At 62.5% G+C, this 24,500-nt stretch carries 23 protein-coding genes and 1 tRNA gene; 14 read left to right on the top strand and 10 right to left on the bottom strand.

Features of this window, described 5'->3' with window-relative positions:
* Positions 1-150: 150 nt before the first annotated feature.
* On the top strand, positions 151-786 hold the full coding sequence (locus BANT918_RS09375) for a 50S ribosomal protein L25/general stress protein Ctc (RefSeq protein ID WP_101619983.1): 636 nt from the start codon (positions 151-153) through the stop codon (positions 784-786).
* Between the two features lie 173 nt (positions 787-959).
* Positions 960-1,559 carry an aminoacyl-tRNA hydrolase gene (gene pth, locus BANT918_RS09370; protein WP_101619982.1) on the top strand — a complete coding sequence of 200 codons (600 nt, stop codon included), beginning with the start codon at positions 960-962 and terminating at the stop codon, positions 1,557-1,559.
* Between the two features lie 9 nt (positions 1,560-1,568).
* Here pth and BANT918_RS09365 read toward each other — a convergent pair whose 3' ends face one another.
* Positions 1,569-2,321 (bottom strand): rhomboid family intramembrane serine protease, encoded by a 753-nt coding sequence (locus BANT918_RS09365; protein WP_101619981.1) that lies wholly within the window; start codon positions 2,319-2,321, stop codon positions 1,569-1,571.
* Positions 2,322-2,427: 106 nt separating this feature from the next.
* Complete coding sequence (locus BANT918_RS09360) at positions 2,428-3,888, bottom strand: arylsulfotransferase family protein (RefSeq protein ID WP_101619980.1); 1,461 nt, start codon at positions 3,886-3,888, stop codon at positions 2,428-2,430.
* Between the two features lie 85 nt (positions 3,889-3,973).
* On the opposite strand from BANT918_RS09360, the gene mfd reads away from it, so the two are divergent.
* From mfd to eno, 5 genes are all read left to right on the top strand, one after another.
* A complete protein-coding gene (gene mfd, locus BANT918_RS09355; RefSeq protein WP_101619979.1) occupies positions 3,974-7,591 on the top strand; it encodes a transcription-repair coupling factor in 3,618 nt (1,205 codons plus the stop codon).
* Between the two features lie 121 nt (positions 7,592-7,712).
* On the top strand, positions 7,713-7,907 hold the full coding sequence (locus BANT918_RS09350) for a CsbD family protein (RefSeq protein ID WP_101619978.1): 195 nt from the start codon (positions 7,713-7,715) through the stop codon (positions 7,905-7,907).
* Between the two features lie 109 nt (positions 7,908-8,016).
* Positions 8,017-8,475, top strand: a complete 459-nt coding sequence (locus BANT918_RS09345) for a MazG nucleotide pyrophosphohydrolase domain-containing protein (protein WP_233430424.1) — start codon at positions 8,017-8,019, stop codon at positions 8,473-8,475.
* Complete coding sequence (locus BANT918_RS09340) at positions 8,472-9,287, top strand: tyrosine-protein phosphatase (protein WP_101619977.1); 816 nt, start codon at positions 8,472-8,474, stop codon at positions 9,285-9,287. The genes BANT918_RS09345 and BANT918_RS09340 overlap by 4 nt, the downstream gene beginning before the upstream one ends.
* A gap of 82 nt (positions 9,288-9,369) precedes the next feature.
* Entirely contained in the window at positions 9,370-10,650 is a 1,281-nt protein-coding gene (gene eno, locus BANT918_RS09335) for a phosphopyruvate hydratase (RefSeq protein ID WP_101619976.1), read from the top strand.
* A 272-nt stretch (positions 10,651-10,922) separates the two neighbouring features.
* Here eno and BANT918_RS09325 read toward each other — a convergent pair whose 3' ends face one another.
* Positions 10,923-11,960 (bottom strand): DUF559 domain-containing protein, encoded by a 1,038-nt coding sequence (locus BANT918_RS09325; RefSeq protein ID WP_233430423.1) that lies wholly within the window; start codon positions 11,958-11,960, stop codon positions 10,923-10,925.
* Between the two features lie 519 nt (positions 11,961-12,479).
* On the opposite strand from BANT918_RS09325, the gene BANT918_RS09320 reads away from it, so the two are divergent.
* The 5 genes from BANT918_RS09320 to BANT918_RS09300 all read left to right on the top strand — a co-directional run bounded on the left by BANT918_RS09320 (position 12,480) and on the right by BANT918_RS09300 (position 17,204).
* Positions 12,480-12,971 (top strand): FtsB family cell division protein, encoded by a 492-nt coding sequence (locus tag BANT918_RS09320; protein WP_101619973.1) that lies wholly within the window; start codon positions 12,480-12,482, stop codon positions 12,969-12,971.
* The gene (locus BANT918_RS09315) at positions 12,971-13,501 is read left to right on the top strand and encodes a DUF501 domain-containing protein (protein WP_101619972.1); all 531 of its coding nucleotides are present in this window, start codon (positions 12,971-12,973) and stop codon (positions 13,499-13,501) included. The genes BANT918_RS09320 and BANT918_RS09315 overlap by 1 nt, the downstream gene beginning before the upstream one ends.
* A 9-nt stretch (positions 13,502-13,510) precedes the next feature.
* Positions 13,511-14,458: a Ppx/GppA phosphatase family protein gene (locus tag BANT918_RS09310; protein WP_101619971.1), complete on the top strand. Its 948-nt coding sequence runs from the start codon at positions 13,511-13,513 to the stop codon at positions 14,456-14,458.
* Positions 14,455-15,750, top strand: coding sequence for a S8 family peptidase (locus BANT918_RS09305; RefSeq protein WP_101619970.1), 1,296 nt, complete (start codon positions 14,455-14,457; stop codon positions 15,748-15,750). Before BANT918_RS09310 ends, BANT918_RS09305 begins: the two co-directional genes overlap by 4 nt.
* Positions 15,751-15,830: 80 nt before the next feature.
* Positions 15,831-17,204 (top strand): NAD(P)/FAD-dependent oxidoreductase, encoded by a 1,374-nt coding sequence (locus BANT918_RS09300; RefSeq protein WP_101619969.1) that lies wholly within the window; start codon positions 15,831-15,833, stop codon positions 17,202-17,204.
* A gap of 346 nt (positions 17,205-17,550) precedes the next feature.
* On the opposite strand, the gene BANT918_RS09295 is transcribed toward BANT918_RS09300, so the two are convergent.
* Both BANT918_RS09295 and BANT918_RS09290 read right to left on the bottom strand, forming a co-directional pair.
* Positions 17,551-18,012 carry a hypothetical protein gene (locus BANT918_RS09295; protein WP_101619968.1) on the bottom strand — a complete coding sequence of 154 codons (462 nt, stop codon included), beginning with the start codon at positions 18,010-18,012 and terminating at the stop codon, positions 17,551-17,553.
* 306 nt (positions 18,013-18,318) lie between these two features.
* Positions 18,319-18,392: transfer RNA gene (locus tag BANT918_RS09290), tRNA-Leu, on the bottom strand.
* 77 nt (positions 18,393-18,469) lie between these two features.
* Between BANT918_RS09290 and BANT918_RS09285 the strand changes: the two genes are divergently transcribed.
* The gene (locus tag BANT918_RS09285; protein WP_233430422.1) at positions 18,470-19,792 is read left to right on the top strand and encodes an MFS transporter; all 1,323 of its coding nucleotides are present in this window, start codon (positions 18,470-18,472) and stop codon (positions 19,790-19,792) included.
* A 104-nt stretch (positions 19,793-19,896) separates the two neighbouring features.
* A complete protein-coding gene (gene ppk2 / locus BANT918_RS09280) occupies positions 19,897-20,799 on the top strand; it encodes a polyphosphate kinase 2 (protein ID WP_101619966.1) in 903 nt (300 codons plus the stop codon).
* A gap of 173 nt (positions 20,800-20,972) precedes the next feature.
* Here ppk2 and BANT918_RS09275 read toward each other — a convergent pair whose 3' ends face one another.
* The 5 genes from BANT918_RS09275 to BANT918_RS09255 form a co-directional block, all read right to left on the bottom strand.
* Positions 20,973-22,022, bottom strand: coding sequence for a TIGR01906 family membrane protein (locus tag BANT918_RS09275; RefSeq protein ID WP_101619965.1), 1,050 nt, complete (start codon positions 22,020-22,022; stop codon positions 20,973-20,975).
* Between the two features lie 131 nt (positions 22,023-22,153).
* Positions 22,154-23,080, bottom strand: coding sequence for an AEC family transporter (locus BANT918_RS09270; RefSeq protein WP_101619964.1), 927 nt, complete (start codon positions 23,078-23,080; stop codon positions 22,154-22,156).
* A 104-nt stretch (positions 23,081-23,184) separates the two neighbouring features.
* Entirely contained in the window at positions 23,185-23,502 is a 318-nt protein-coding gene (locus BANT918_RS09265; protein ID WP_101619963.1) for a hypothetical protein, read from the bottom strand.
* A 59-nt stretch (positions 23,503-23,561) separates the two neighbouring features.
* Positions 23,562-23,912 carry a DUF202 domain-containing protein gene (locus BANT918_RS09260; protein WP_101619962.1) on the bottom strand — a complete coding sequence of 117 codons (351 nt, stop codon included), beginning with the start codon at positions 23,910-23,912 and terminating at the stop codon, positions 23,562-23,564.
* The gene (locus BANT918_RS09255) at positions 23,909-24,289 is read right to left on the bottom strand and encodes a YidH family protein (protein ID WP_101620022.1); all 381 of its coding nucleotides are present in this window, start codon (positions 24,287-24,289) and stop codon (positions 23,909-23,911) included. Before BANT918_RS09255 ends, BANT918_RS09260 begins: the two co-directional genes overlap by 4 nt.
* Positions 24,290-24,500 lie beyond the last annotated feature (211 nt).

The raw sequence follows: 24,500 nt of genomic DNA, 5'->3' as shown, positions 1-24,500 counted from the left end.
TCGGCGAGGGAAACACATGTTTCCGTTATCGACGCGGTCCTGACCCACAACGCTGACCGGCACTTCGGAGCCGATTTGAGTCAGTGCAGTGTGGTTGAAGGCTGTTTCGCCGTGGTGCTTGCAAGATAAGTACACCACGAAGGAGAGAAAATGGCTGACTTCAAACTCATCGCCGAACCCCGCAATGAATTCGGCAAGGGCGCTGCCCGCCGGACCCGCCGCGCTGGACGCATCCCCGCAGTCGTCTACGGACACGGCGGAGATCCTGTGCACATCTCGATTGATGGCCACGCCACCATGATGGCTCTCAAGCACGCCAACGCCCTCTTCGAGATCGAAAGCACCGACGGTGCCAAGAACGTTCTCGCAATCGCTCGCGACGTGCAGACCGATCCGGTCACTCGCCAGATCGAGCACCTTGACCTGATCATCGTCAAGCGCGGCGAAAAGGTCGAGGTCGACGTTCCCGTCCACATCATCGGTGAATCCGTTCCGGGCACCATGGTGCAGCAGGAAGAGTCGACGATCCTCATCAAGGCCGACGCCACCAAGCTGCCTGAGTACATCGAGGTCACCGTCGATGGCCGCGCCGCCGGCGAGCACGTTCTGGCCGGACAGGTCGAGCTGGCTTCGGGCGTCGAACTCGCTGCCGATCCCGAACTTCTCGTCGTCAACGTTTCGGAAGAAGCCGAGATGGACACCGAGTCGGATGCAGACGAGACCGACGAAGAATCGACCGACGAGTCGGCCGAGGACTCAGCAGCGGAGAAGTCCGAGGACGAGTGACCTCGACCTCTTCCGTCTGCGCCCTACATCTGGGCACAGCCTGAGGTATGAATTCGGTGGGTCGTTGCAGAAACGGCCCACCGAATTCGCTCTGTGAGCACGCAAGGTGTGAGGCATCCTGGCTGACCGGACAACCTCGATGAGCAGTGACAAAGAACGAGCGAAGGACGACGATGACGAATGAGGCATGGCTGGTCTTCGGCCTGGGCAATCCTGGCCCCAAATACGAATCGACCCGACACAACATCGGACAGATGGTCATTGCCGAACTCGCACACCGCATCGGCGTCAATCTGACGCGAACTAAACTGCGCTCCAACGTCGGCACGTCCCGACTGCCTTCAGGCTCAGTTCCGGGGGTTCCGGGGCCACGAGTGGTGCTGGCAACGTCGACGGGCTATATGAACGAATCCGGCGGCCCGGTCAGACAGCTCGCCGATTTCTATTCGATCGACACCGACCGGATCATCGCCGTCCACGACGACGTGGACATTGCCTTCGACTCGATCAAGGCCAAGGTCGGCGGGGGAGAGGGCGGACACAACGGACTGCGGTCGATGACATCGGCGCTGGGGACGAAGAACTATCCCCGCATCCGTGCCGGCGTCGGACGTCCCATGGGACGTCAGGACACTGCAGACTACGTTCTCAAACCCTTTTCCAAGGACGAACGCGCAACACTTCCGATGTTCATCTCGGATATCGCAGATGCCGTCGAGATGTACATCGTCGAGGGGCTAGAGAAAGTGCAGCTCGAATACCACTCGAAATGACAGTGGCGATCACCGCTCAGACGCCGGTCGCTTCTCAGACGGGCGACTCGGACGCTTGCGGTGGATGAACCAGGCTGCGAAGATGCCTCCGGCGAAGCCGAACAGATGCCCCTGCCAGGAGATCCCATTGGCCTGCGGCATCATTCCGAAGACCATGGACGCGCCGTAGGTGATGAAGACGAAGAAGCCGATGGTGAAGTAGACGATCTTGCGGAGCACGTCGTCGGTGAACCAGGTGCGCACGGCCAAGTAGCCGAAGAAGCCGAACACGATGCCAGAGGCTCCGATGATGTGCTGACCAACCGGCAGCGTCGTCAGCCAGGCCCCGAGCCCGGACACCACGGCCGTGATGACGGTGACGAGCCAGAAACGCCGCGCCCCCTCGATGGCGATGCACAGGCCGAGAACGAGGAAGGGGAACGTGTTGGCCGTGAGGTGCCCGAATCCCGAGTGCAGGAAGGGAGACGTGACCACCCCGTAGAGGGACAGTGGGTTCCACGACGCCAGGCTGAACATGTCGAGATCAGCGGGCAGGATGGTGTCGACGATCTCAATGACCCACATGATCGCCAGCAGGACGAGGACAGGGACGAAACGCGAGAATCGGTGATCGCGACTGACGGTGGTCCGCAAGTTGGCGATCTTAGGTTGTCCTGCGTGCGGGTGACCGCCTGACCTGGGTGAATCGGGGGCAGTTGATTCTTTGCCGAAGATGAACTGGGATTCTTCAGCGGTGAAGCGAGGGGACTGGTCGGGACTCATGCCTCAATTGTCGGTGATGAAGCTTGGAGAACGCCGAAGAACCGAAATCTGCGGGCAATCGTTTCCGATCCGTTAGTCCCGTTACGGTCTTGAGATCTCCGGTGCCTCAGTCCACCGCAGTGGCGCCGAGTCGCTCATTGTTCTCGTCCACGGCTTCGACGACGATCCGGGAGCCGGCGGGCGTGATGTCAGCCGCGGTCTCGAAGCCCGTGCGATCGACGACTGCAGTCTCCTCAAGCTGCTCCTCGCTGTCGCCGCTGAGGATGCGCCAGGCCGCGACTCTGCTCGCTCCGTTCCAGCTCATGTGCACCCGAGTGATGCCCTCACCCGGTTCGGACTTCGTCGCCGTGGGCGGTGCTGACGGGGTCGCCTGCCAGGCGAAGCGATAGGCCCGATAATTCGAGCCGCCCGTGAAAGTGGCATCGTAGAGCAGCTTGCCATCGTTGGTGAATTCCGAGAAGTAGGGTTCGGAGCCCCAGCCGATGAACACATTGCCGTTGTCGAGTTCCTGCAGATTGCCTTGACTTCCCGATGAGCGGTCGTCGGGAGCTGGGTACTCGGTGTCGACAGTGGCCTTCTTCGTGTCCTCATCGACGTCGAGGCGCAGCCCTCGTGTCTCGCCGAGGCGGGGCGCGGCATGATTGTCGAAGAGGGTGATCGTGCCGTCGTCGCGGCGGATGGCGTCGTGCTGCCAGGCGAAGGTCGCCCCCTCGCCCATCTCGAAGTCGCTGGCAGATCCGCCCAGCACCCAGTTCAGGTCGGTTGTCTTCCGATCGAGCTGATAGATCGCATGGGTGTTGCGGGCGGAGACGAGCAGGGAATCACCGTCGTCGTCTTCGGACACCGAATTGACATGGATGTAGTCGAAGGGCTCTTCCTCTGTGCCTTCGCCGTCCTTGAGTTTCGACTGTGTCTGGTCGATGGGAACGTCGTCGAGTGATCGCCATTCGACAACGGGATCTCCGGAGTCGATGTCGACCTCCTGGACCACTCCTTCCCAGGCCCAGCCGTCCTTCTGGCCACCGACGGAGCTGAGATCCGTTTGGGTCTTGATGTAGGAGACAAGGAGCATCGTTCCGTCGTCGGTGATCGTCGTGTCGTGCAGATCGACGGTCTTGTGGGCTAAATCCCCGCCCATGCCAACACGTGCGATCTCGTTGTAGCTGTCGTCGAGCATGACGACCTCACCGGCGGTGTGAGGAGTCTCGGCCAATCCCTCCCACCAGGTGAGAACGGGTTCGTCCTTGTACTCCTGGACCCGCAGGTCCCACATCTGGCCCGAACCCTGCCGGATCCAGACCGGCTCTCCGGCCGAGTCGAGGATGAGCCCACCGACCCAGGACTCCTCGTCGTCGCCAGTCTGGCCCTTGAGGCCGAGGAACGTCTTGAGGTCATTCTCTTCCGCGGGCGGCTGCGAGTTGACGTCGATGTCGAACTTCGGCGGGTCCAGGTCAGGCCTGGTCTGGAAGTCCCAGTGTTCGGGTTGTGGGACTTCTTCTTCAGCGGCGCATCCTGACAGGAGCAGCGCCGCGGCCGCCACAGATGCGAACAGGGTCCGGTAAGCCATGTCTTCATCTTCACACGTTTGTACGAAGAGTGGTTGGAGTCTGGTCGTCGCGATTTCTCGTGTCCGGCCGGTGGCCTAGAATTGCATGGTGCTCAACGGACTCGATCTCACACGCCAGAACTCCACCATCACTGACCTCGTCTCAGCGTTCAACGACCCGGAGACAGCAGGTGGAACGATTGATGCGATCAGAGGTCTGTGGCCATCGATCCTGCGCCGAACGCTGGTGTCGGCTGATAATGATCCGTCCACCTCGGCGCCGCAGCTCATCGTCACGGCCACCACGCGTGAAGCGGAAGACCTGGCCCGGTCGTTGGCGGACTGGGTTGCCGAGGATTCGATCGCGATCTTCCCCAGCTGGGAGACCCTCCCACACGAAAAGCTCTCACCTCGGTCTGACACCGTCGGAGCGCGTCTGCAGATTCTGCACCGCCTGGCCCACCCGAGCCCGGACAGACCTCTGACCTTCATCATCGCCCCCGTGCGCGCCTTCCTGCAGCCGTTGGTCAAGGGGCTCGGCGACATCGAGCCGGTGGAATTGGCCGTCGGCGACGAATACGAGATCGACCAGCTTTCCCACCGCCTGACCGAACTTGCCTACTCACGCGTGGACATGGTCTCCCGCCGAGGAGAGTTCGCGGTTCGCGGCGGCATCGTCGACATCTTCCCACCGACCGAGGATCATGCCCTGCGCATCGAATTCTTCGGTGACGAGATCGACGAGATCCGCGAGTTCTCCGTCAGCGACCAGAGATCCATCCGCGCCGAGGCGGACGCTGTGCCACTGAAGCTGTCGGCTCCACCCTGCCGGGAACTCCTGCTCACCGACTCCATCCGGGAGCGTGCGGCCGCACTGTCACCGACGCTGCCGGCAGCATCGGACATGCTCGACAAGATCGCCGGAGGAGTCGCCGTCGAAGGCATGGAATCACTGTCGGCGGTGCTGGCCGATGGCATGGAGCCGATCATCGCTCTGCTGCCCGAATCCACAAAGATCATCATCACCGAACCCGAACGGGTGCAGGCCAGGGCCGCCGACCTCGTCGTGACGACGAACGAATTCCTCGAAGCAGCATGGTCAGGGGCCGCAGCCGGCGGCGAATCCCCGATCGACCTGTCTGCTGCGACGTTCCGGACAATGGAAGAGATGGAAGCCGGCGCTCGCCTCATCGGCTTGGCCTGGTGGGAGCTCGGCGGATTCGCCACCGACGAAGAACTCGTCTCACCCGCGGAGAATCTGTTCTCCGTTCCGGCTCGCGCACCTCGAGGATATGCCGGTGACGTCGAGGCGATTCTCACCGACGTCAAGGGACTCATCCACGACAGGTGGCGCATCCTCGTGCTCACTGAAGGACAGGGGCCGGGCCAGCGCATGGTCGAGGTGTTCTCGGAGGCTGGCGTGCCGGCGACCTTCGTCGATGACCCGACAGACATTGCAGAAGCTCTGGTGACCGTGACCACAGCCGCGCCCTTCGGCGGATTCGTCTTCGACGACCTCAAACTGGCTGTGCTCACAGAAGCCGAAGTGCTCGGTCGCGCCGCAGCCACCTCCACGAGGGACATGCGTCGCCTGCCCACCCGACGAAAACGCAATCAGGTGGACCCGCTCAACCTGGCACCCGGGGACTACGTCGTCCACGACCAGCACGGTGTCGGCAAGTTCGTTGAGATGACGCAGCGAACGACCGGCAAGGGCCCGAACAAGCACACCCGCGAATACCTCATCATCGAATACGCCCCAGCCAAACGCGGCCAGCCCGGCGACCGCCTGTATGTGCCCAGCGACGCGCTCGACCAGGTCAGTCGCTACGTCGGCGGGGAGAGCCCGAGCCTGAACAAGATGGGCGGCGCCGACTGGTCGACGACAAAGGCCAAGGCCAGGAAAGCGGTCAAAGAGATCGCGGGAGAACTCGTTCGCCTCTACTCCGCTCGTCAGGCCACCGTCGGTCACACCTACGGGCCCGATACCCCGTGGCAGCGTGAACTGGAGGATGCCTTCCACTACGTGGAGACAGCCGACCAGCTGACGACCATCGACGAGGTCAAGGGGGATATGGAGAAGGCTGTGCCGATGGATCGTCTGATCTGCGGCGATGTCGGCTACGGTAAGACCGAGATCGCGGTTCGCGCCGCGTTCAAGGCGATCCAGGACGGCAAGCAGGTCGCTGTGCTCGTCCCTACGACACTGCTTGTCCAGCAGCACTTCGAGACCTTCGCCGAACGCTACTCGGGGTTCCCCGTCACCGTCGGTGCACTCTCGCGCTTCCAGACTAAGAAGGAGTCGGACAAAGTCGTCGAGGATCTGGCCGCGGGCAAACTCGATCTGGTCATCGGCACGCACCGCCTGCTCAGCGGCGAGGTGAGATTCAAGAGCCTGGGACTGGTCATCATCGACGAGGAGCAGCGCTTCGGCGTCGAGCACAAGGAGACGCTCAAGGCGATGCGCACGAACGTCGACGTGCTCGCGATGTCCGCGACTCCGATCCCGCGGACCCTGGAGATGGCAGTGACCGGCATCCGCGAGATGTCGACCCTGGCCACCCCGCCCGAGGAGCGCCATCCGGTGCTGACCTATGTGGGCAAGAAAGAGGACAAGCAGATCAAGGCCGCGATCCGTCGTGAACTGATGCGCGAGGGCCAGGTCTTCTATATCCACAACCGCGTCAAGGACATCGAATCCGTGGCCGGTCACATCGCCGAACTCGTCCCCGAGGCTCGGATCGCGATTGCCCACGGAAAGATGAACGAACAGCGACTGGAGCAGGTCATCGTCGACTTCTGGGAGAAGAAGTTCGACGTGCTCGTGTGCACGACCATCGTCGAGACCGGCATCGACATCTCCAACGCCAACACGCTCATCATCGATCATGCTGATCGGTTCGGGCTGTCCCAGCTGCACCAGCTGCGGGGTCGAGTCGGACGCGGCAGAGAACGTGCCTACGCCTACTTCCTCTACCCGGCAGACACCCAGCTCACGGAGACTGCCCACGATCGGCTGACGACGCTGGCCGCCCACACCGAACTCGGCGCTGGCATGCAGGTGGCCATGAAAGACCTCGAGATCCGCGGCGCCGGCAACCTCCTCGGCGGGCAGCAGTCCGGGCAGATCGAAGGGGTCGGATTCGACCTCTACGTGCGCCTCGTGGGAGAGGCCGTTGCGAACTTCCGTGGCGAGGACACGGAACCGGAGGCAGACATGCGGATCGAACTTCCTGTCGACGCGCACCTGCCGGCCGAATACGTTGCCCACGAACGTCTGCGACTTGAGGCCTATCGGAAACTCGCGGCAGCGGCCAACGAGAACCAGCTGCAGGAAGTCCTCGACGAACTCGTCGATCGGTATGGTCCCTACCCAGAAGCTGTGGGAGTTCTCGCCGATGTCGCCCGGCTGCGGATCAGAGCCAAAGCCTCGGGCATCAACGACATCGTCGTCCAAGGCAACTTCGTCCGCTTCGGTCCGCTCGAGCTCGAGGATTCGCAGGTCGTGCGCCTCAAACGCCTGTACCCGAAGTCGCTGCTCAAGCCCGCGATCCGGTCGGTGCTCGTGCCCAAGCCGATGTCCGGAAGCGGCTTCGATGCGAAGGAGATGACGGATTCCGACATCCTGCGTTGGGCCCACCAGTTCCTCGACGCGATCGTCCCAGTCGTCGCCTCCGAGGTCGTCGAGGCTGGAGTCTGCATGCCAAAATGCCGCAACGATTGAACCACGATGATCGACTCGATTGGAATCTGCACGTATTCTGAAAACTCACATTCATCCGCTGTTCCTGGCGTAGAGTGAGAATACGGGTACAGAAGTACCGTGAGACTTAAGGAGAGCCACCATGGGTTTTGACGACAAGTTCGACAACAAAGCCGAAGAATTCTCTGGCAAGGCCAAGGAGACCGTCGGTGAAGCCACCGGCGATGATGAGCTCAAGGCAGAGGGCTCCGCAGACCAGCTCAAGGGCAAGACCAAGCAGGTCGGCGAGAAGGTCAAGGACCTCGGAAACGACGTCAAGGACAAGTTCAGCAAGTAATGCAGAACTCGACCCCCATCGCGCTTGCGGTGGGGGTCATTCTTATTGTTCGACCCTCATAGCGCGTCGAGCCCTCGCAGCGGCGCAGGAATCGGAAGGTGTCACAACAGTGGAGCAGTCAGAGACAGCGGGCGTCGTCGGTGCTCGGACGCAGGGAGCAATCGAGGCAATGGCGACACTGCGGCGCCGGTGCCCCTGGTCGAGCCGGCAGGACCACAGCAGCCTCGAGAAGTATGCGCGTGAAGAGACCGAAGAGCTCATCGAAGCGCTTGCAGACTACCGAGCCGATCCGAACCCGGACCACCGCGCCGCCGTCGTCGAGGAGCTCGGCGACGTCTTCTACCAGGTGCTCTTCCACTCCGCTCTGCTGGACGAGAGTGGCTCCGCTCCCTACGGGCACACCTTGGGGACGATCGTCGAAGGGCTGGAAGCAAAACTCATCCGCCGCCATCCCCTGGCGTTCGGTGAGGACGCCAGCGATGAGCAGATGGCCTCCCTAGAGGACGTCGAGCGGGAGTACCGCCGGATCAAGACCGAAGAGAAACAGCAGAAAGACACGAATCAGTGAGCTTGGACCGCATCGACATCGAAGGCACATTCAACTTCCGTGACATCGGAGGATCTCCCACCTCGGCGGGGGAGTCGAGAGTCGGAACGGGGAAGGTCTACCGCTCCGACGGTCTCGCTCAACTCACCGACAGGTCGCGAGTCGACATCAGAGCACTCGGGATCAGAACCGTCGTGGATCTGCGTGACGTCGGAGAACGCTCCAAGTTGCCCGATGCGCTCGAGGGACTCGAGGTGGAACACATCGAGCTGCCCATCTTCGACGATCACTTCTTCCCCGCGAAACAGCTCAGCCGCGAGGAGATGGCGAAGGCCGCCGAGGCAACCGGGATGGACCTCTCCGATCGCTCGCTGAGCAAGATCTATCACCTCATGATCGGTCATTTCGGACCCCGTTTGGCCATGGCAGTCGACGTCGTTGCACAGCGTTGCGAAGGCGGAGTGGTCTTCCACTGCTCTGCCGGCAAAGACCGGACCGGTGTCGTCGCCGCCTTCATCCTCACCCTTCTGGGCGTTGGGCGTCACGAGATCCTCGAGGAGTATGCGATTACCTCGCAGTACCTGTCAGGAGGATTCCTCGAGAACATCATCAGGAACTTCTCCGACGCCGGAATCTCCGGGAACCTCGCCGAGACTGCAACAGCGGCACCGCCGGAACTCATGGCGAATACCCTCGACTCCATCGACGCGCAGTATGCCAAGAACGGAGTCGAATCCTATCTGCTCGAGCATGGAATGGACCCGGCGAGCCCGGATAGACTGCGCGGGCAGCTGTTGACGCCTGCCGACAGAGTAGAAACCATCCGGGACTGAAAATGAGCTCGGTCCTTCGGTACACTAAGCTGTCCTGCAGGCACATGTTCCCCATGTGAAACCAATTGCGAAGGAGTAATCAGTGGCTGAGATTGTTGCCGCAAACGCCCGTGAAATCCTGGATTCCCGGGCAAATCCCACCGTAGAGGTGGAAGTGCTGTTGGCCGACGAATCCGTCGGTCGTGCTGGTGTCCCCTCCGGTGCCTCCACCGGTGAGTTCGAAGCTGTTGAGCTGCGCGACGGAGACCCGGAACGTTACCTGGGCAAAGGCGTCACCAGTGCTGTTGACGCAGTCGTCGATGAGATCCACGAAGCTATCGTCGGTCTCGAAAGTGATGATCAGCGTTTGGTCGACCAGGCCCTGATCGACCTCGATGGAACCGAGAACAAATCCCGCCTGGGTGCCAATGCCATCCTGGGCACCTCGCTGGCAGTTGCTCGTGCAGCAGCCGTGTCCGCGGACCTGCCGCTCTACCGCTACCTGGGCGGACCGAATGCCCACGTCATGCCCGTTCCGATGATGAACATCCTCAACGGTGGGTCGCACGCTGATTCCAACGTCGACATCCAGGAATTCATGATCGCCCCGATCGGAGCGGCCAGTTTCCAAGAGGGTCTGCAGTGGAGCGTCGAGGTCTATCACGCGCTCAAGGGCGTGCTCAAGGAGCGCGGCCTGTCCACCGGCCTCGGCGATGAGGGCGGGTTTGCACCGAACCTCGACTCCAACGCCGCGGCACTCGACCTCATCCTCGAGGCCATCGAACTCGCTGGGCATCGTCCGGGCCGCGACATCGCGGTGGCACTTGATGTGGCATCTTCCGAGTTCTACTCCGATGGAGCCTACGAATTCGAAGGCGATAAGAAGTCGGCTCAGGACATGGCTGCCTACTATGAGGGCCTGCTTGCCAAATACCCGCTGGTGTCGATCGAAGATCCACTCGACGAGAACGATTGGGAAGGTTGGGCCACCCTGACCGCGTCCATCGGCTCAAAGGTTCAGCTCGTCGGCGACGACCTGTTCGTGACGAACCCCGAGCGCCTCCAGCGCGGCATCGACAACAGCACCGCCAACTCGCTGCTGGTCAAGGTCAACCAGATCGGCACGCTGACGGAAACCCTCGACGCAGTGTCGCTGGCGCAGACCAACGGCTACACGACGATGATCTCTCACCGTTCGGGTGAAACCGAGGACACGACGATCGCCGATCTGGCCGTTGCCACGAACGCAGGCCAGATCAAGGCCGGCGCTCCGGCACGGTCCGAGCGCGTGGCTAAGTACAACCAGCTGCTGCGTATCGAAGAGCAGCTCGGCGACGCCGCCCGCTATGCCGGCCGAGGAGCCTTCCCACGCTTCGACGGCTGAATGGCTTCGTCCCCGAGGCGGGGGTCAGTTTATCATCAATGGCCCCCTGCCCCCCGCCTCGGCGCTATTCATCTCCAAAACCCTCCGGAGGAAGCGCGGCGTCCCGGCGGTCACAAAACCTCCTGGGATTCGCAGAGCACCCCGGGAGTCACCCAAGTCCACCCGTCCCGCGCAATTCATACTGCTGCAGAGGTTGTTCACGAAGCTGCGGGTGAGGGGCGGCCATTGCAACTGTTGCAGCAGCTGCGACCTCTGAGAGCATCTTCGGACAATCATTTGGTTCCCATGAGAACTCGCCTGATCTCCTCGAACTTCGACTCTTTGAACAGCTCTTTCCAGCTGATTCTGATGACTCGCCATCCTTGATCACGCAGCCCTTGCTCTCTGCGCCTTTCGCGTTCGAGTTCCTCACGTGGCACTCCCGAGCCAAGATACAACTTCCCGATTCCGTCGATTTCAACGATCAGCCGAGCTGCCCGGTGGCAGAAGTCGACGCGAACCTTTGCCCGCTGTGAGGTCACGTCGAACTCGACTTGGGGGACGAAGCCGACGAATCCGTGTTGGAAGAATCTGACCGCGGCGATCGATTCGGCGGGAGATTCGCGACGGGCATCGGCCAGGTCGAGAGCGCGATGAACTTTCTTGGTGTTCCTCGTCTCCACACATTGTGCCAGCGTCACGAGGATCTTCTCCCGCGTCGTCAGGCCGCGGCGCAAAGCGTTGTCGAGCATGGAAACCGAGATATCGGGGTTGTATGTGCGAGCCACATCAATGAGTGTGCGTTCGAGCGTTGTCACCTCGGTCCCGCGAACTCCCTGCCGGTGATGCTTCGGTATTGTCACGCCGCTGACATGGATGCTCTTGAACCTGCGGTTGACTCCGGGGCGCACTACCTCCACCTGGTGGGTGACAGGGTAAGCAATAGGCAGGCCGTGGATGAGAGCAGCGGAGATGTGCGAGAACACCTCGGGTGGGGGTGAAGCAGACGACGTTCGCATTGATGCGGATGACCCAGCGGCGGCGTCAGATTCTGCCCGACGTTCCTGCTGCCCCTGTGTTTGGAATCTGACTTCGCATCGCGCCATGACTGCGGCGTCGAGCTCTGCGATCTCATCACGGATGTCTCCGTGCTCTGTGAACTCCGAATGCGTTCCTTCATCAATGCTCGCCCACAGCCGCCGGTGGTCTTCCTCGGCGCAGACATGTCTGACCGAATAGACGCCGCGCGACAGGCGACGAACGCAGCAGCTTCGGACACGCCGGATGTCTGCGTGAGTGAATCCGAGTCGGATGATCTGTCGTGTGGTCATAATCTTGTACATGATATTCAACTGCATCAAAAGATGAGAAAGCGCAATGATGAATATTCAACCTGTGCATAAGCCTGTGGATAGGTAGTGATTGCGGTGGACGCGGACAGCGGGATCAGGGAATTCCGCAGTGCTGGCGGGCATTCGAGCATGCGGAGGGGGTGCAGTGCGGGGCCGCAGATTTCGCACCCCGTACCGTAACTTCCAATTCACCCATCAGCAGCGGGAGGTTTTAGAGTCAGCGGTGCTGGTAGCCGAATTGCTTGTATGACGCAGTGGTGCAGGTAGGGCGTGGCCCCAAGACGGTGGCGGGCACGCCACGGGCGACCGAGGCGGAGGCGGACAGGCCGCGGGCGTCCGATGCGGGCAGGTGACGCGACCGAAGCCGCCCGGTGGATGCCGGCTTTCGAAAAATAGAACACGCCACGGCCCCCAAATCCTCGCAGTCCGGATGCTGACACGGCAGACTTAGATGTGTTGCGACTGCCTTCCCCATCCCCGGTCGCAGAGGAAAGAGACATGGTTCCGAGTAAGCCTAGAAACAGCGCCCCCAAATCGGCTCCGGGCAGAGCCGCTCCCCGTCGACGCCCCACACCGGTCGTCGAGGCTCAGCCCACCGAAGATACTCGCAAACGGAAACTGTCCTGGCAGACTGGCGTCTTCCTCCTCGTCATCGCCATCGTGCTCGTCACCTTCCTGCCCTCGATCAACTCAGCCCTCAAGCAGGCACAGCAGATCGCCGCGCTCAACAGCGAGATCGAATCGACGAAGTCCGAAGTCCAGGGGCTGGAGGAGCGGAACGAGAATCTCAAGGACCCGGCGTACATCAAACGCAAGGCCCGCAAGGATCAGTACTACGTGGAAGAGGGCAAGAACGCGGTCATCGTCACCAACCAAGAGGCGATCGACGGTGACGATTCGGATACGGACCGCCCGCAACGCAAACAAGCCTGGTACCTTGAGTTGCTGGAGTCGATTCAAGAGGTCGGCAATACCGTGGAGAAGGGCTGATGATCACAGAGTGCACCGAGGCGGACTTCGCCATCCTGAAGGACCAGCTCGGGCGGATTCCGCGCGGCGTCGTCGGGGTTGCCGCCCGCAGCACATCGGGTGAGCCTCTGGTTGTCGCCACTGCTCCCAGACTCGAGGACGGCTCACCGTTCCCCACTGCCTTCTACCTCACACACCCCGCCTTCGTCACCGAGTGCTCGCGCCTCGAGGCCTCTGGAATTATGGCCGAGTGGACCGCTGAGCTCGCCGAGGACGAAGAGCTCACAGCTGCCTACGCCAAGGCCCACTCCGCCTACCTCGCGACACGCTCCGAGATCGGTGAGACAGCCGGCATCGCCGAGGTGACCGAGATCAAGGACTACTCCGCCGGTGGCATGCCCAACCGTGTGAAATGCCTGCACGCTCTGGTCGGACATTCCCTGGCCGCTGGGCCCGGTCTCAACCCGATCGGCGACCGCGCAATCTCCTTCATGACCGACGTCCCCACCCCGGCGGGCGCAGAAAACTCTTCAGCCGAAGCAAGCGAATAGGAGAGGCTCATGCGAGTTGCCGCCTTCGACTGTGGGACCAACTCCCTGCGTCTGCTCATCGCCGACGTCGATGCGCAGGGGCAGATGACCGAGCTTCGTCGCGAGACCCGGATCGTGCGCCTCGGCCAGGGAGTGGACGCGACGGGTGAGTTCGCCCCCGAAGCGCTCGAGCGCACATTCACCGCAGCCCGGGAATTCGCCGAGGTGGCCGCCGAGTTCTCACCGGAGAAGCTGAGATTCGTCGCCACCTCCGCCAGCCGTGATGTGAAGAACCGTGACGAATTCTCCGCAGGCATCTTCGGCATCCTGGGCGTCGTGCCCGACGTCATCACCGGTGACGAAGAGGCCCACCTGTCATTCCTCGGCGCCACCGTCGGACACGACGCGAAGAGCGGCCCGTTCCTTGTCATGGATCTTGGCGGGGGCTCAACCGAGCTGGTCCTCGGCACCGAAAGCGTCACCTCGGCGGTCAGCATGGACATCGGGTCCGTGCGCCTGACCGAACGTCACATGTCCGTCGACATCCCCGACCCGGCGCAGGTCCAGGCGGCCATCGAGGACATCGACGCCAACCTCGACAAGGCGGCAGAGATCGTCGATCTCGCTGCTCCGCGGACGATGATCGGAGTCGCAGGCACCGTCACCACACTGACCGCGGGAATCCTCGACCTCGACAGCTACCAGCGCGAGCGCATCCACGGCACCCATCTGCGCGTGGCAGACATCGACGGCGAGGCCGACGAACTGTTGGGCATGGGGCGTGAGGCCCGTGCGGCACTGCCATACATGCACCCCGGACGCGTCGACGTCATCGCGGCGGGGGGACTGCTGTTCGCGCGAATCGCGGCCCGCATCGACTCCGCAGTCAAAGGTGTGGGAGCCGAACTCGACATCATGGTCTCGGAGACGGACATCCTCGACGGCACCGCGCTCGATCTCGCGCGCCGGCAGTCGTGAGGCCCGCCGCTGCGCGGACACCGACAGCATCCAAACGTCCACGTGCTGGACAGCGCACCGCGAAATTCGCCGTCATCGGATCCCTTGTGCTGGGACTGGTCATGGGCACGACTCAACCTGCCATGGCCGCGCCGGAGCCTGGCCCGGGTCAGTGGTTCATCAAGGACTACGGCATCGACGATCTGTGGAAGAAGTCCACAGGCAAAGGGGTGAAGGTCGCTGTCATCGATTCCGGGGTCAACGCCAAGCACGAAGACCTTCGCGGCGTGGTGAGCAAGTCCAAGGACTTCAGCGGACTCGACAAAGACGGCAAAACGCCGATCGGCGGCAAGACCACGATCCACCACGGCACAGCCGTAGCCGGCGTCATCGCCGGACAGGGCAAGGGAGCCGGGCCGACGGGAGTCGCCCCCGACGTCGATATCCTGTCTGCCTCGATGTGGTTGGGGCCCGACCGCCCGAAGGAATCAGGCTCCACTCGCGAGCAGGCCGACAAAGCTATCCGATGGGCCGTGGATTCCGGAGCCAAGGTCATCAACATGTCGCTGGGCTGGGACGATCCTGCCTGGCCCGCCAGCTGGGACGAATCCTTCGCCTACGCCTATGAGAAGGACGTTGTCATCGTCGCCTGTGTCGGCAACGCCTCTCAGGGGGCGACTCAGGCGTGGTCACCATCGACGGTGCCCGGAGTCATCGGCGTCGGCGGACTGGGCAAGAACGACCGTGTTCAGTCCGAGTCGACCGCTCCTGGAACAGCTGTGGATCTCATGGGGCCGGCGGCAGACATTCCGATCCCTTACTACTCAGGCGGCTACGCAGAGGGGCAAGGATGTTCGTTCGCCTCACCCATCGTCTCCGGAGTGGCAGCGCTGATCCGGGCTGACGACCCCGACCTCAGCGCCGACGAGGTCACCGCCAAACTGACCTCGACGGCCAAGCCCGTCCCCGGACACAAGGGGCAGACCAAAAAGGATAAGCCGGATCCGATCGTCGGTTGGGGTCGCCTCGATCCGAAAGCCGCGATGAAGTCGGACGTTCCGAAGACGGTGCCCAGCGCAGCCGAGGCTCTCGCCGATTGGGTGGAGATGCACAGGCGGGCGAAGTCCGACCCGGCTGAGACTGAGAATGCGACCCCAGCGCAGGACGACAACCCGAAAGCGGTCGCGCCCAAGGACGTTGTCTCATCGCAGTCGATACCCAAGTTGGGCTTCTCGGTGCTGGGTGTCGGAGGCCTCATCGCGGTGATCCTCTTCGTGCTCTCCGCAGTGGTTTTCATCCGGCGCCGCCGGTGAACGAAGCCAGCGCTGAACCTCTGATCTGGAGCGTCGAGATGCAATTCGTGAAAGTTTTCACAAGGGCCTAAGATGGGACTATGGCACTCATCAGAAACTCAAAATTGCGTCCTCGAATCCTCGTCGTTGGTGGCGGCTACCTTGGTCTCGTTACCGCTCAGAATCTGTTGAAGAACCTCGGTCGTGGCGAAGCCACAGTGACCGTGGTCGATCCCAACCCCTACATGACCTACCTGCCGTTCCTCCCCGAGGTGGCAGCCGGGTCCATCGAACCGCGTCACGCCGTCGTGCCGCTGCGTCGCAACCTCTCCGGTGCTGAGGTCATCACCGCGAAGGTCACCTCGATCAACCACGGCGATAAGTTCGTCACCGTCGAGCCGGAGAACGATGAAGCGTTCGAGCTCGACTACGACCACATCATCATGGCTGCCGGTTCGGTGGCACGTGCCCTGCCGATCCCCGGTCTCAAGGAGAACGCCATTGGGCTCAAGCGCATCGAGGAAGCCGTCGCACTGCGCGATCACCTCCTCAGCCGCTTGGCCGATGCCTCGCTGATGGAAGACGATGACGAGCGTCGCAAGGCGCTGACCTTCGTCTTCGTCGGTGGCGGATTCGCCGGCATCGAACTCCTTGCCGAGCTCGAAGACGTCGTCCGGTCCGCGGTGGCTCAGTACGAGACGCTGACCGAAGCCGATGTCCGCTTCGTTCTCGTCGAAGCACTCGACCGTGTCATGCCCGAAGTCGGCGAAGCTCAGGCTCGCTGGGTCGTCGAGCACATGCGCGAACGCGGCATCGACGTGTACCTCGAGACCTTCCTCCAGGACTGCACCGACAAGCACGTCAAGCTCTCCAGCGGCGAAGAATTCGACGCCGACACCATCGTGTGGTCGGCTGGCGTCAAAGCCAACCCGATCCTCGTCGACTCAGACCTTCCGCTCGATGAGCGCGGTCGTGTGACCGTGCGCGCCGATCTGCGCATCGAGGGCGACAACGGTGTGGTCGAAGGCGCATGGGCTGCCGGTGACAACGCTGCTGTGCCTGATCTCTCCGGTGGCGGCGTGGGTGGCTACTGCGTGCCCAACGCTCAGCACGCCGTGCGCCAGGCGCCAGTGCTGGCTGCCAACGTTCTCGCCGCGCTGCGCGGAGAGACCGAGTTCAAACAGTACTTCCACAAGACCATCGGCTCCGTGGCCGGCCTCGGCCTGTACAAGGGCGTTTCGCAGATGGGCGACTTCGAAGCCCGTGGCGTCCTCGCTTGGCTGATGCACCGTGCCTACCACGGCTACGCGATCCCGACGATGGACCGCAAGGTCAAGGTCTTCGGCAACTGGATCCTCAACGCAATCGTCGGCCGCGACGCGATGCCGTTGGCCGATCTCGATGTTCCTCGGAGGAACTTCGTCGAGGCAGCCAACTCAAAGCCGGCTCCCAAGAAGGAAGCCGCTAAAGCCTGAGACCTGAGTACAGGATTCGCATCTGGTCGTCATCGTGATGTGAACCTTGATGAGGTCTGAAGAACGCCGGGAGTGCAACTGCTGCACTCCCGGCGTTCTTGTCTTTCCTTGCGAGGTGGGCTCAGAAGGTCTGGGGGATCGGCCCGGAGAATCTGAGGTTCGAGCCCAGCTTCCTCCGCGAGTGGACTGCGCCCAGACCGTCCGGCCGACGCGCGTATTTCGATGGTGGTTCGCCGTTTTCCGAAGACCACTGTGGAACTGACCTGCCCAGGGAGACGACGAGCTCCGCAATGCCGTCAACGATGCCATCGAGTCGACAGCCGGGAACGGGGACTGGACTCAGGCGTCAATCACTGGTGATCTCCGCGAGCACCTCGGCGAGTTCGCGCAGCTCACCCGCGACGCGGTACATGCGAGGCGAACCGAAGTAGGTCCAGTTGCTCGTGATCATCGACGCACTCGCGCCATCGGTGGTGGTCGAGTACTCCTCACGGCTGAGCTGCGCCGTCCTGTCGGCGATCAGTCGCTGACGCAATTCGGGGGAGAGGCCCTCCCAGTGATCGACTGCCTCATAGCCGAGCTGGTGCCAATCGGCACCTGCTTCGCGGTAAGCCAGAGGGCGGTTGGACGCAGTAGCCACGGTGCTTTCTGCCTCCGGCGTCTCAGGTGCTGAGTCTCGGCCGACATCTCCCGAAGTCGCTGGAGTCGCGAAGAGAACGGCAGGTCCCGGTGTGGTGGCGACGCTGGGATCTTCCACACCGCCGACTGACAGAGGCGGACCCTGCGGGGTGAGCAGAACATTCGTCATGTCACCATCTTGCCTGGGCGAACGGCCGGATGCGAACCTCCCCGCGTTCCTACGTTCCGTGTGTGCGACGCTCAGAAGGCGGCGAGGAACCCACGAGCCCGTTTCGGCAGCAGCGCACTCGCGACCGCGTCGAAAGAATCCAGAGCTGAGTCGGTGAAGAGATGCTGGTCGCCAGGGTAGACGAAGACTTCCGCCGAGGACGACGAGTCGGCTAGGTCGCGGCCATGATGGTGAATCTCCTGTGCTTGCCTTCGGCGAATGATCAGATTGTGCGCAGGGATGAAGAGAGTGGCGGGCAGAAAAATGTCCCCCCAGTGGGACTCGAACCCACACTTGATCGATTTTAAGTCGACTGCCTCTGCCGATTGGGCTATAGGGGGATGTGCGTGCACTGCAATCGCAACGCCAGCACTCACTTTATAGCGTAGCGAGGTCTGCCGCGATCCGAGACACGGCAGTGCGGCGTCCGCCGCGATCTGAGACACGACACCGAGCCGTACGTGAGACGGCTAGTCTCAAACACATGACAGTGAATCCGCCCAGCAGACAGGCCTGGGTGATCCTCGTCATCGGAGTGCTGTCACAGATGGCGGCCACTGTCGCGATTACCGGGCCGGCCTTCCTCATTCCGTATATGCACACGGAACTCGACTACACGCTCGCCCAGGCCGGCACCGTGGCCGCGGCCCCCAGCTTCGGCCTCATCGTGACACTCATCGCCTGGGGCGCTTTCGCCGACAGGTTCGGCGAACGACTGGCGATGACCCTTGGCATCGGTCTGACGGCGGTGGCGTGCGCGCTGGCAGTGCTCGTTGTCGATTCACCGGTGTGGACCGTCATCGGCATCGCCGCATCCGGTGCTGCGGCCGCCTCGGTGAACTCTGCCAGCGGTCGCGTCGTCATGGGCTGGTTCCCCCGGCATCGCCGCGGGCTCGCCATGGGAATCCGACAGATGTCTCCGCCCTTGGGCACCAGTGTGGCCGCATTGGCAATTCCGCCCATCGCCGCGGCCCACGGACTCACCGCCTACCTCTGGTTCGTCGTTGTCCTGACCGGTGCCATGACCGTCGTGTGCTTTGCCTTCGTTCGGAACCCTCCCGGTGCGGGGGTGGAGGCCGCCGTCGCACGAACCTCTGCGGACGATGCACGACTGGCACCCGCCCCTGAGCCGGAACTTCGGGGGGAACCAGCGAAGATGACGAATCCGTACCGGATGGATTCCTTCTTGTGGCGAATCCATGGTGTCTCCGCGCTGCTCGTCATCCCCCAGTTCGCGTTCGCCACCTACGGTCTCATCTGGCTCATCGCGAATCAGCACATCAGCGCTGGAATCGCTGGCGGCATCGTCGCCGCCTCTCAGATCGTGGGAGCTCTCGGTCGAATGGTCGTCGGTGGGCTCTCCGATCGACTCGGTTCCCGGGTGGGGCTGCTGCGGGTCGTCGCGATCGCTGCAGTGGTCTTCGTCGCGGCGATTGCGCTGCTCTCATTGAGCCCGAAGCCGATCACCGCGTCTGTGGTGTTCATCCTGGCCTCTGCGGTCTCGGTTGCTGACAACGGACTTGCCTTCGCCTCGGTCGCAGAGGCGGCGGGGCCCCGATGGTCCGGCAAGGCGATGGGAACTCAGAACACCGGCCAGTTCGCCATGTCCGCAATTTTAGGGCCGGGATTCGGAGCGCTGATCACCGTGTTCGGCTACCCGCTGTCATTCGCCTTCGTCGCGGCGGCACCCCTGCTCAGCCTTGGAATCATCCCGAAACACGACATCGATCGGATAACCTGATGTTCATCTTTGCTCAGTACTGTGCCTGAGGACTGGTGACGACCCCGACATGACGAGGCCAAGCCGCTGAAGAAGACCGATGCTGTCGATGTGAAGGAGCGCCCGTGAACAACCTGCTCAATGAGAATCTGCGCGAATACATCGACAAACTTCGAGTCGAAGGCTACACGGTCGAGGACTCGCACACCGCGGACCCGCACCTCATCGATCCGATGGGGTGTGCGGTAGAGACCTGGCGCGAAGGCTACCCGTACCCGGAGCTCATGGACCGGGAAGAATACGAGCTCGAGAAGTACCAGCTGCAGGTGGAGCTGCTGAAGTTCCAGTACTGGGGGCAAGACACCGACCGTAAGCATGTCATCGTATTCGAAGGCCGTGACGCTGCTGGCAAGGGTGGGACGATCAAACGCTTCACCGAGCATCTCAATCCGCGTGCGGCACGCGTCGTGGCACTGAATAAGCCCTCGGACAAGGAGGCGGGGCAATGGTACTTCCAGCGCTATATCAGTCACCTGCCCACCAGCGGTGAGTTCGTCATGTTCGACCGGTCCTGGTACAACCGGGCCAACGTCGAGCGCGTCATGAACTTCTGCACCGACGACGAGTACGAGACGTTCATGGAACAGGCCCCGCTGTTCGAGAAGATGCTCATCGACTCCGATATCCACGTCACCAAGTTCTGGTTCTCCGTGACCCAGCGGGAACAGCGAACCCGTTTCGCGATCCGCCAGATCGACCCGGTGCGACAGTGGAAGCTCTCTCCCATGGACCTCGAATCCCTGGATCGCTGGGACGACTACACAGCGGCGAAGGAAGAGATGTTTCGGCGCACGGACACCGATCACGCTCCGTGGATCACCATCAAGAGCAATGACAAGAAGCGGGCACGGCTCAATGCGCTGCGCTACTTCCTCAACCAGTTCGACTACGAGGACAAGGACGCCTCGATCGTCTACGAACCCGACCCGATCATCGTCCGCCGCGGACGCGACGCCGTCGACGACTGAGCAGCCGTCGACGGGTGAGCTGGCCCGACGGTCGGTGAGCTGGCCCGACGGCCGGTGAGCCAGCTGCGGGGGTGAATATGCTGCAGCCGGGTGGAAGGGGAAAGACCACCCGGCCGACAATCGTGGAGCGGACAGAGTCCGCAGAGTTCACTGGGGCGCGACGCCCGCCGTGCTCAGGCTTCTCGCCGAGCCTTCTTCAGTGCGCGGCGCTTCTTGTGGCCGGCGAAGCTGAGCCAGAAGAAGACGATGGCCAGGAGAACGAAGAGTCCGCCCCCGGCGATGCCCGCATCGACCCAGAACTGGGGTGGGAACAGTCGGATGAGGGAATCGTCGGCGTAGAACTCCCAGGTCCCGTCGGAGAAGAAGATCTTGTGGAACCCGCGGAAGAAGGTGTCCCAGCCGAGGAACGCGAGCGTAGCCGCGCCCGCCATGACGATGATGCTGATGATGGCGCCCAAACGCAGTCCGACGTGGAAACCCATGCCGTGCCTGCGTGACATGTAGAGGCCGAAGAGGACCGCACCGATGAGGCCGATCAGCGCAATCAGGTACAGCAGCGAGATGAGGCCCTTGACGTCGGCCATGTGACCCAGCTCTTCGGAGATGAAGATGGGCTCGCCGTTGGGCATGATCACATCGGCGAGATAGCGCCGAGAGTCGAGGTTCGCCAGATAGTCGATGACGTATGTGCCGTAATGTTCGCGGTCGGCGCTGCCGAAGCCGAACTGGTCAGCCGGAAACCCGGGGCGGAAGTACTCGAACTTGAGGAACACCCCCGAGGCCACGAACCGTACGGCCAGAGCCAGCAGAATGAAAGGCGTCGCCAGCGTGATCCAGATGGTGCCGATGACATCGAGGACGCTGCGGCGCCGCTCGGGCACATCGGGGTCTCGGGTCTCGGTCGACGTCGCGGCCTGAGTCACGGCGGCCCAGTCCGCTTCGCTCATCACCGCGGTCCGGGAATTGGCCGGGACCTCGCGGGTCCGAGATGTCTCGGTGTGATTCGATGAGTGAGCGGGCGCAACGCGCACCGGCCCGGTTGAAGGTTTTGGCTCGTCCTTGGCGATCGGCTCCCGGATCGGGTCGAACGCCTCGGTGTCGGTCGAAGGGTCGTTCGCGGCCTCCAGAGGATGCTCCGTCTGCTTTTCGGCAGCACTACCCGATCCTGAGCTCATCCGTCTGCTCAGGAGGTCTTCGGTCTCGTTCTTCTCGTCTCCAGCCACGTTTCCATTGTCATTGACCCGGGCGGGCAAGCGGGCCCCGACACGCCACAGACCCCCAGATCACCGAGGCGACCGGGATCGCCGAGGTGGCTCGCCGTCTCCGAATTCTGCCCCGCAGTCCGCCTGGATCGTCAGCCCAGCAGGGCTGCGATGATGACGAGAGTCGGCACAGCCAGCACGGTTGTGATGAAGACCGCATCACGCATGAGGGCCTCGGACTGTCTGTACTGCATGGAGTAGATGTAGACGTTCTGCGCCGTCGGCAGCGCCGAAGTGACGACGATGGCGAAGAGTGCGATGCCGGAATAACCCAGCAGAGGGCCACCGATGACCCAGGCCAACACAGGTTGGATGACCTGCTTGGCGATCGTGATGTACGTCAGCTGCTTCCTGGTGCCAGGGGCTGGCAGTGCCCAGCCGTCCTTGAGTGAGATGCCGAAGGCCAGCAGTGCTCCGGGGACTGCCGTGGCGCCGATCATGTCGATGGGCTCGAAGATGAAGCGCGGAAGTTCGAAGCCCGTCGCCGAGGCGGCCACACCTGCTGCGGCACCGAGGACAATGGGGTTCCGGAGGACGGGGAGCACTCCTGAGTACCAACGCTGATCGTGTTTCTTCTTGCCCGCGCCGTCGAGAACAGCCATGCCGATGGGCGCGAGGATGAGCAGCTGGAACAACAGGACGGGTGCGACATATCCGATGTCGTGGAGCACGTAGGCTGCAATCGGGATGCCGAGATTGCCGATGTTGACGTAGCTGACAGCCCAGGCGGAGAACATCGCCTCGCCGGTGCTGCGTCTGCGGATGTATCGGGTGAGGACGAAGAGCAGCAGGCCCACGATCACTGCGGACCCGCCTGTGGCCAGGAGCGCGGTATTGAAGATCAGCCCCAGGTCGGTGTCGGCAACAGTGACGTAGAGAAGAGCTGGGGTGCCGGCGTAGAAGACGAGTTTTGCGATGACCTGCTGGCCAGTGGGCCCGAGGACCTCGGATCGTCCCAGCATGAATCCGACCAGGATGACACCTGCGATGACGGCGAAGCCTTCGAAAACAGCCAGCATGAGCTACCTGTGGTCCTCGCTTTCGGGATCAGTCGGCTGAGGCCGAGGCAGACTGTTGTGACAGGTCAGGAAGCCTCGGACGAGGCGGGTGAGTGGCAGCCGGTTCAGTTGGTTTCGGCAGAGTCGACGGCCATGTAGGCGACCGCAGCATTGGCGGCGGCGACGCTGAGCACTGCGGGCCACGCACCGATCTTCTTCGCCAGAGGGTGCGAGGCTGCGAACCCACCGAGGTAGCCCAGGGTCAGTGCCGTGCCGATGGGCCAGCCCTGCTTGGTGAACCAGGTGCGGGCGGCGTAGGCGCCGGCCGCCGCGAGCACGACCCCACCGAGGGGACGGATCCCGGTCTCGCGAGCGGTCAGAAATCCGCCGACCAGGCCAACGGCAACAAGTGGGGCGGTCGAAACTTCACGTGCGTCCTTCATACAGCCCAGTTTAGGCAACGTCGGTCAGCACCCGGACAGCGGTCTCACAACGAGGACGGTCAACCGACTGTGATCTTGAGGACCGAGGCGATCCCTAGCGCTGCGATGAGGCAAACCGAACATGTGAGGAAGATGACCGCCCAAGGAGTCGGGCGGCCTCTTTCGGCACGAATGGACACTGCTCCGAGGCGGTAGCGCCTGACCTGCATGGCGATCGCGGCAATCGCCAACGTGATGCAGACGACGAAGACCACGACGGACAGGCCTTCGAACACATTGATCCAGCGGATGAAGAGCAGACTGACAACCGTCATCGTCAGACTGGTGCGAAGCCAAGACTGGGTCGTCCTCTCGGGCTGCAGGCCCGGATCTGTATGGGGCTGGGGCCGCCTGGGACGCGGCGTGCTCACAGGGCTCCGGCGAAGACCAGGACGAGGAGGCCCGCACCCAGTGCGGATGCGAGGCTGACGATGGGAATGATGAGGGGCAGTGGCAGCGAGGTCTTGTGCCGCATGGCCGTTTCGATGCGGTGCCATCTGAAGGCGGCACCGCCGGCCAGGATGAAGCCGATGGTCATGAGCACGATCGACAGGGTCGCCCGCAGCCCGGAGGTGAAAATCGCCGAGGTGAAGGCTTCGACCGCAATGCCGCCACCGATGAACGCCAGTGCTGTGCGGATCCATGACAGAAAGGTGCGTTCGTTGGCGAGGGTGAAACGCGGATCAGGATCCTCACCGTCGGGAAACATCCGTCTGGCGATCCTGCCGCGTGAGTCATCGGAGGTCACATATCGAGGATAACCGCTGTGGTCGAAAAGCCAGTCACTGTGCGACGATTTCAGCCGCCGTTCCTCTGCGAGAGCCTCGACGTCCGGGTCGGGCTCGGCGCCGCGAATGCGTGCTCCTTCGCCACTCCGGCCATCCCCGAGGATCAACACTGGGATGCCTGCAGCACCAGACTGCGGACACCGACAGGCAACGTTCGTGAACGTCACGCAG

Source organism: Brevibacterium antiquum CNRZ 918 (assembly GCF_900169145.1).
GTDB classification, from domain to species: domain Bacteria; phylum Actinomycetota; class Actinomycetes; order Actinomycetales; family Brevibacteriaceae; genus Brevibacterium; species Brevibacterium koreense.
Note: the sequence above shows the minus strand (reverse complement) of the source record. Positions and strands in the feature narration are given on the sequence as shown.

What these genes read in the sequence shown, in the direction of transcription:
- BANT918_RS09375 (WP_101619983.1), top strand. Translation starts at nt 151, where the DNA reads ATGGCTGACTTCAAACTCATCGCCGAACCCCGCAATGAATTCGGCAAG.
- pth (WP_101619982.1), top strand. Translation starts at nt 960, where the DNA reads ATGACGAATGAGGCATGGCTGGTCTTCGGCCTGGGCAATCCTGGCCCC.
- BANT918_RS09365 (WP_101619981.1), bottom strand. Translation starts at nt 2,321, where the DNA reads ATGAGTCCCGACCAGTCCCCTCGCTTCACCGCTGAAGAATCCCAGTTC.
- BANT918_RS09360 (WP_101619980.1), bottom strand. Translation starts at nt 3,888, where the DNA reads ATGGCTTACCGGACCCTGTTCGCATCTGTGGCGGCCGCGGCGCTGCTC.
- mfd (WP_101619979.1), top strand. Translation starts at nt 3,974, where the DNA reads ATGGTGCTCAACGGACTCGATCTCACACGCCAGAACTCCACCATCACT.
- BANT918_RS09350 (WP_101619978.1), top strand. Translation starts at nt 7,713, where the DNA reads ATGGGTTTTGACGACAAGTTCGACAACAAAGCCGAAGAATTCTCTGGC.
- BANT918_RS09325 (WP_233430423.1), bottom strand. Translation starts at nt 11,960, where the DNA reads ATGACCACACGACAGATCATCCGACTCGGATTCACTCACGCAGACATC.
- BANT918_RS09320 (WP_101619973.1), top strand. Translation starts at nt 12,480, where the DNA reads ATGGTTCCGAGTAAGCCTAGAAACAGCGCCCCCAAATCGGCTCCGGGC.
- BANT918_RS09315 (WP_101619972.1), top strand. Translation starts at nt 12,971, where the DNA reads ATGATCACAGAGTGCACCGAGGCGGACTTCGCCATCCTGAAGGACCAG.
- BANT918_RS09310 (WP_101619971.1), top strand. Translation starts at nt 13,511, where the DNA reads ATGCGAGTTGCCGCCTTCGACTGTGGGACCAACTCCCTGCGTCTGCTC.
- BANT918_RS09300 (WP_101619969.1), top strand. Translation starts at nt 15,831, where the DNA reads ATGGCACTCATCAGAAACTCAAAATTGCGTCCTCGAATCCTCGTCGTT.
- BANT918_RS09295 (WP_101619968.1), bottom strand. Translation starts at nt 18,012, where the DNA reads ATGACGAATGTTCTGCTCACCCCGCAGGGTCCGCCTCTGTCAGTCGGC.
- BANT918_RS09270 (WP_101619964.1), bottom strand. Translation starts at nt 23,080, where the DNA reads ATGCTGGCTGTTTTCGAAGGCTTCGCCGTCATCGCAGGTGTCATCCTG.
- BANT918_RS09265 (WP_101619963.1), bottom strand. Translation starts at nt 23,502, where the DNA reads ATGAAGGACGCACGTGAAGTTTCGACCGCCCCACTTGTTGCCGTTGGC.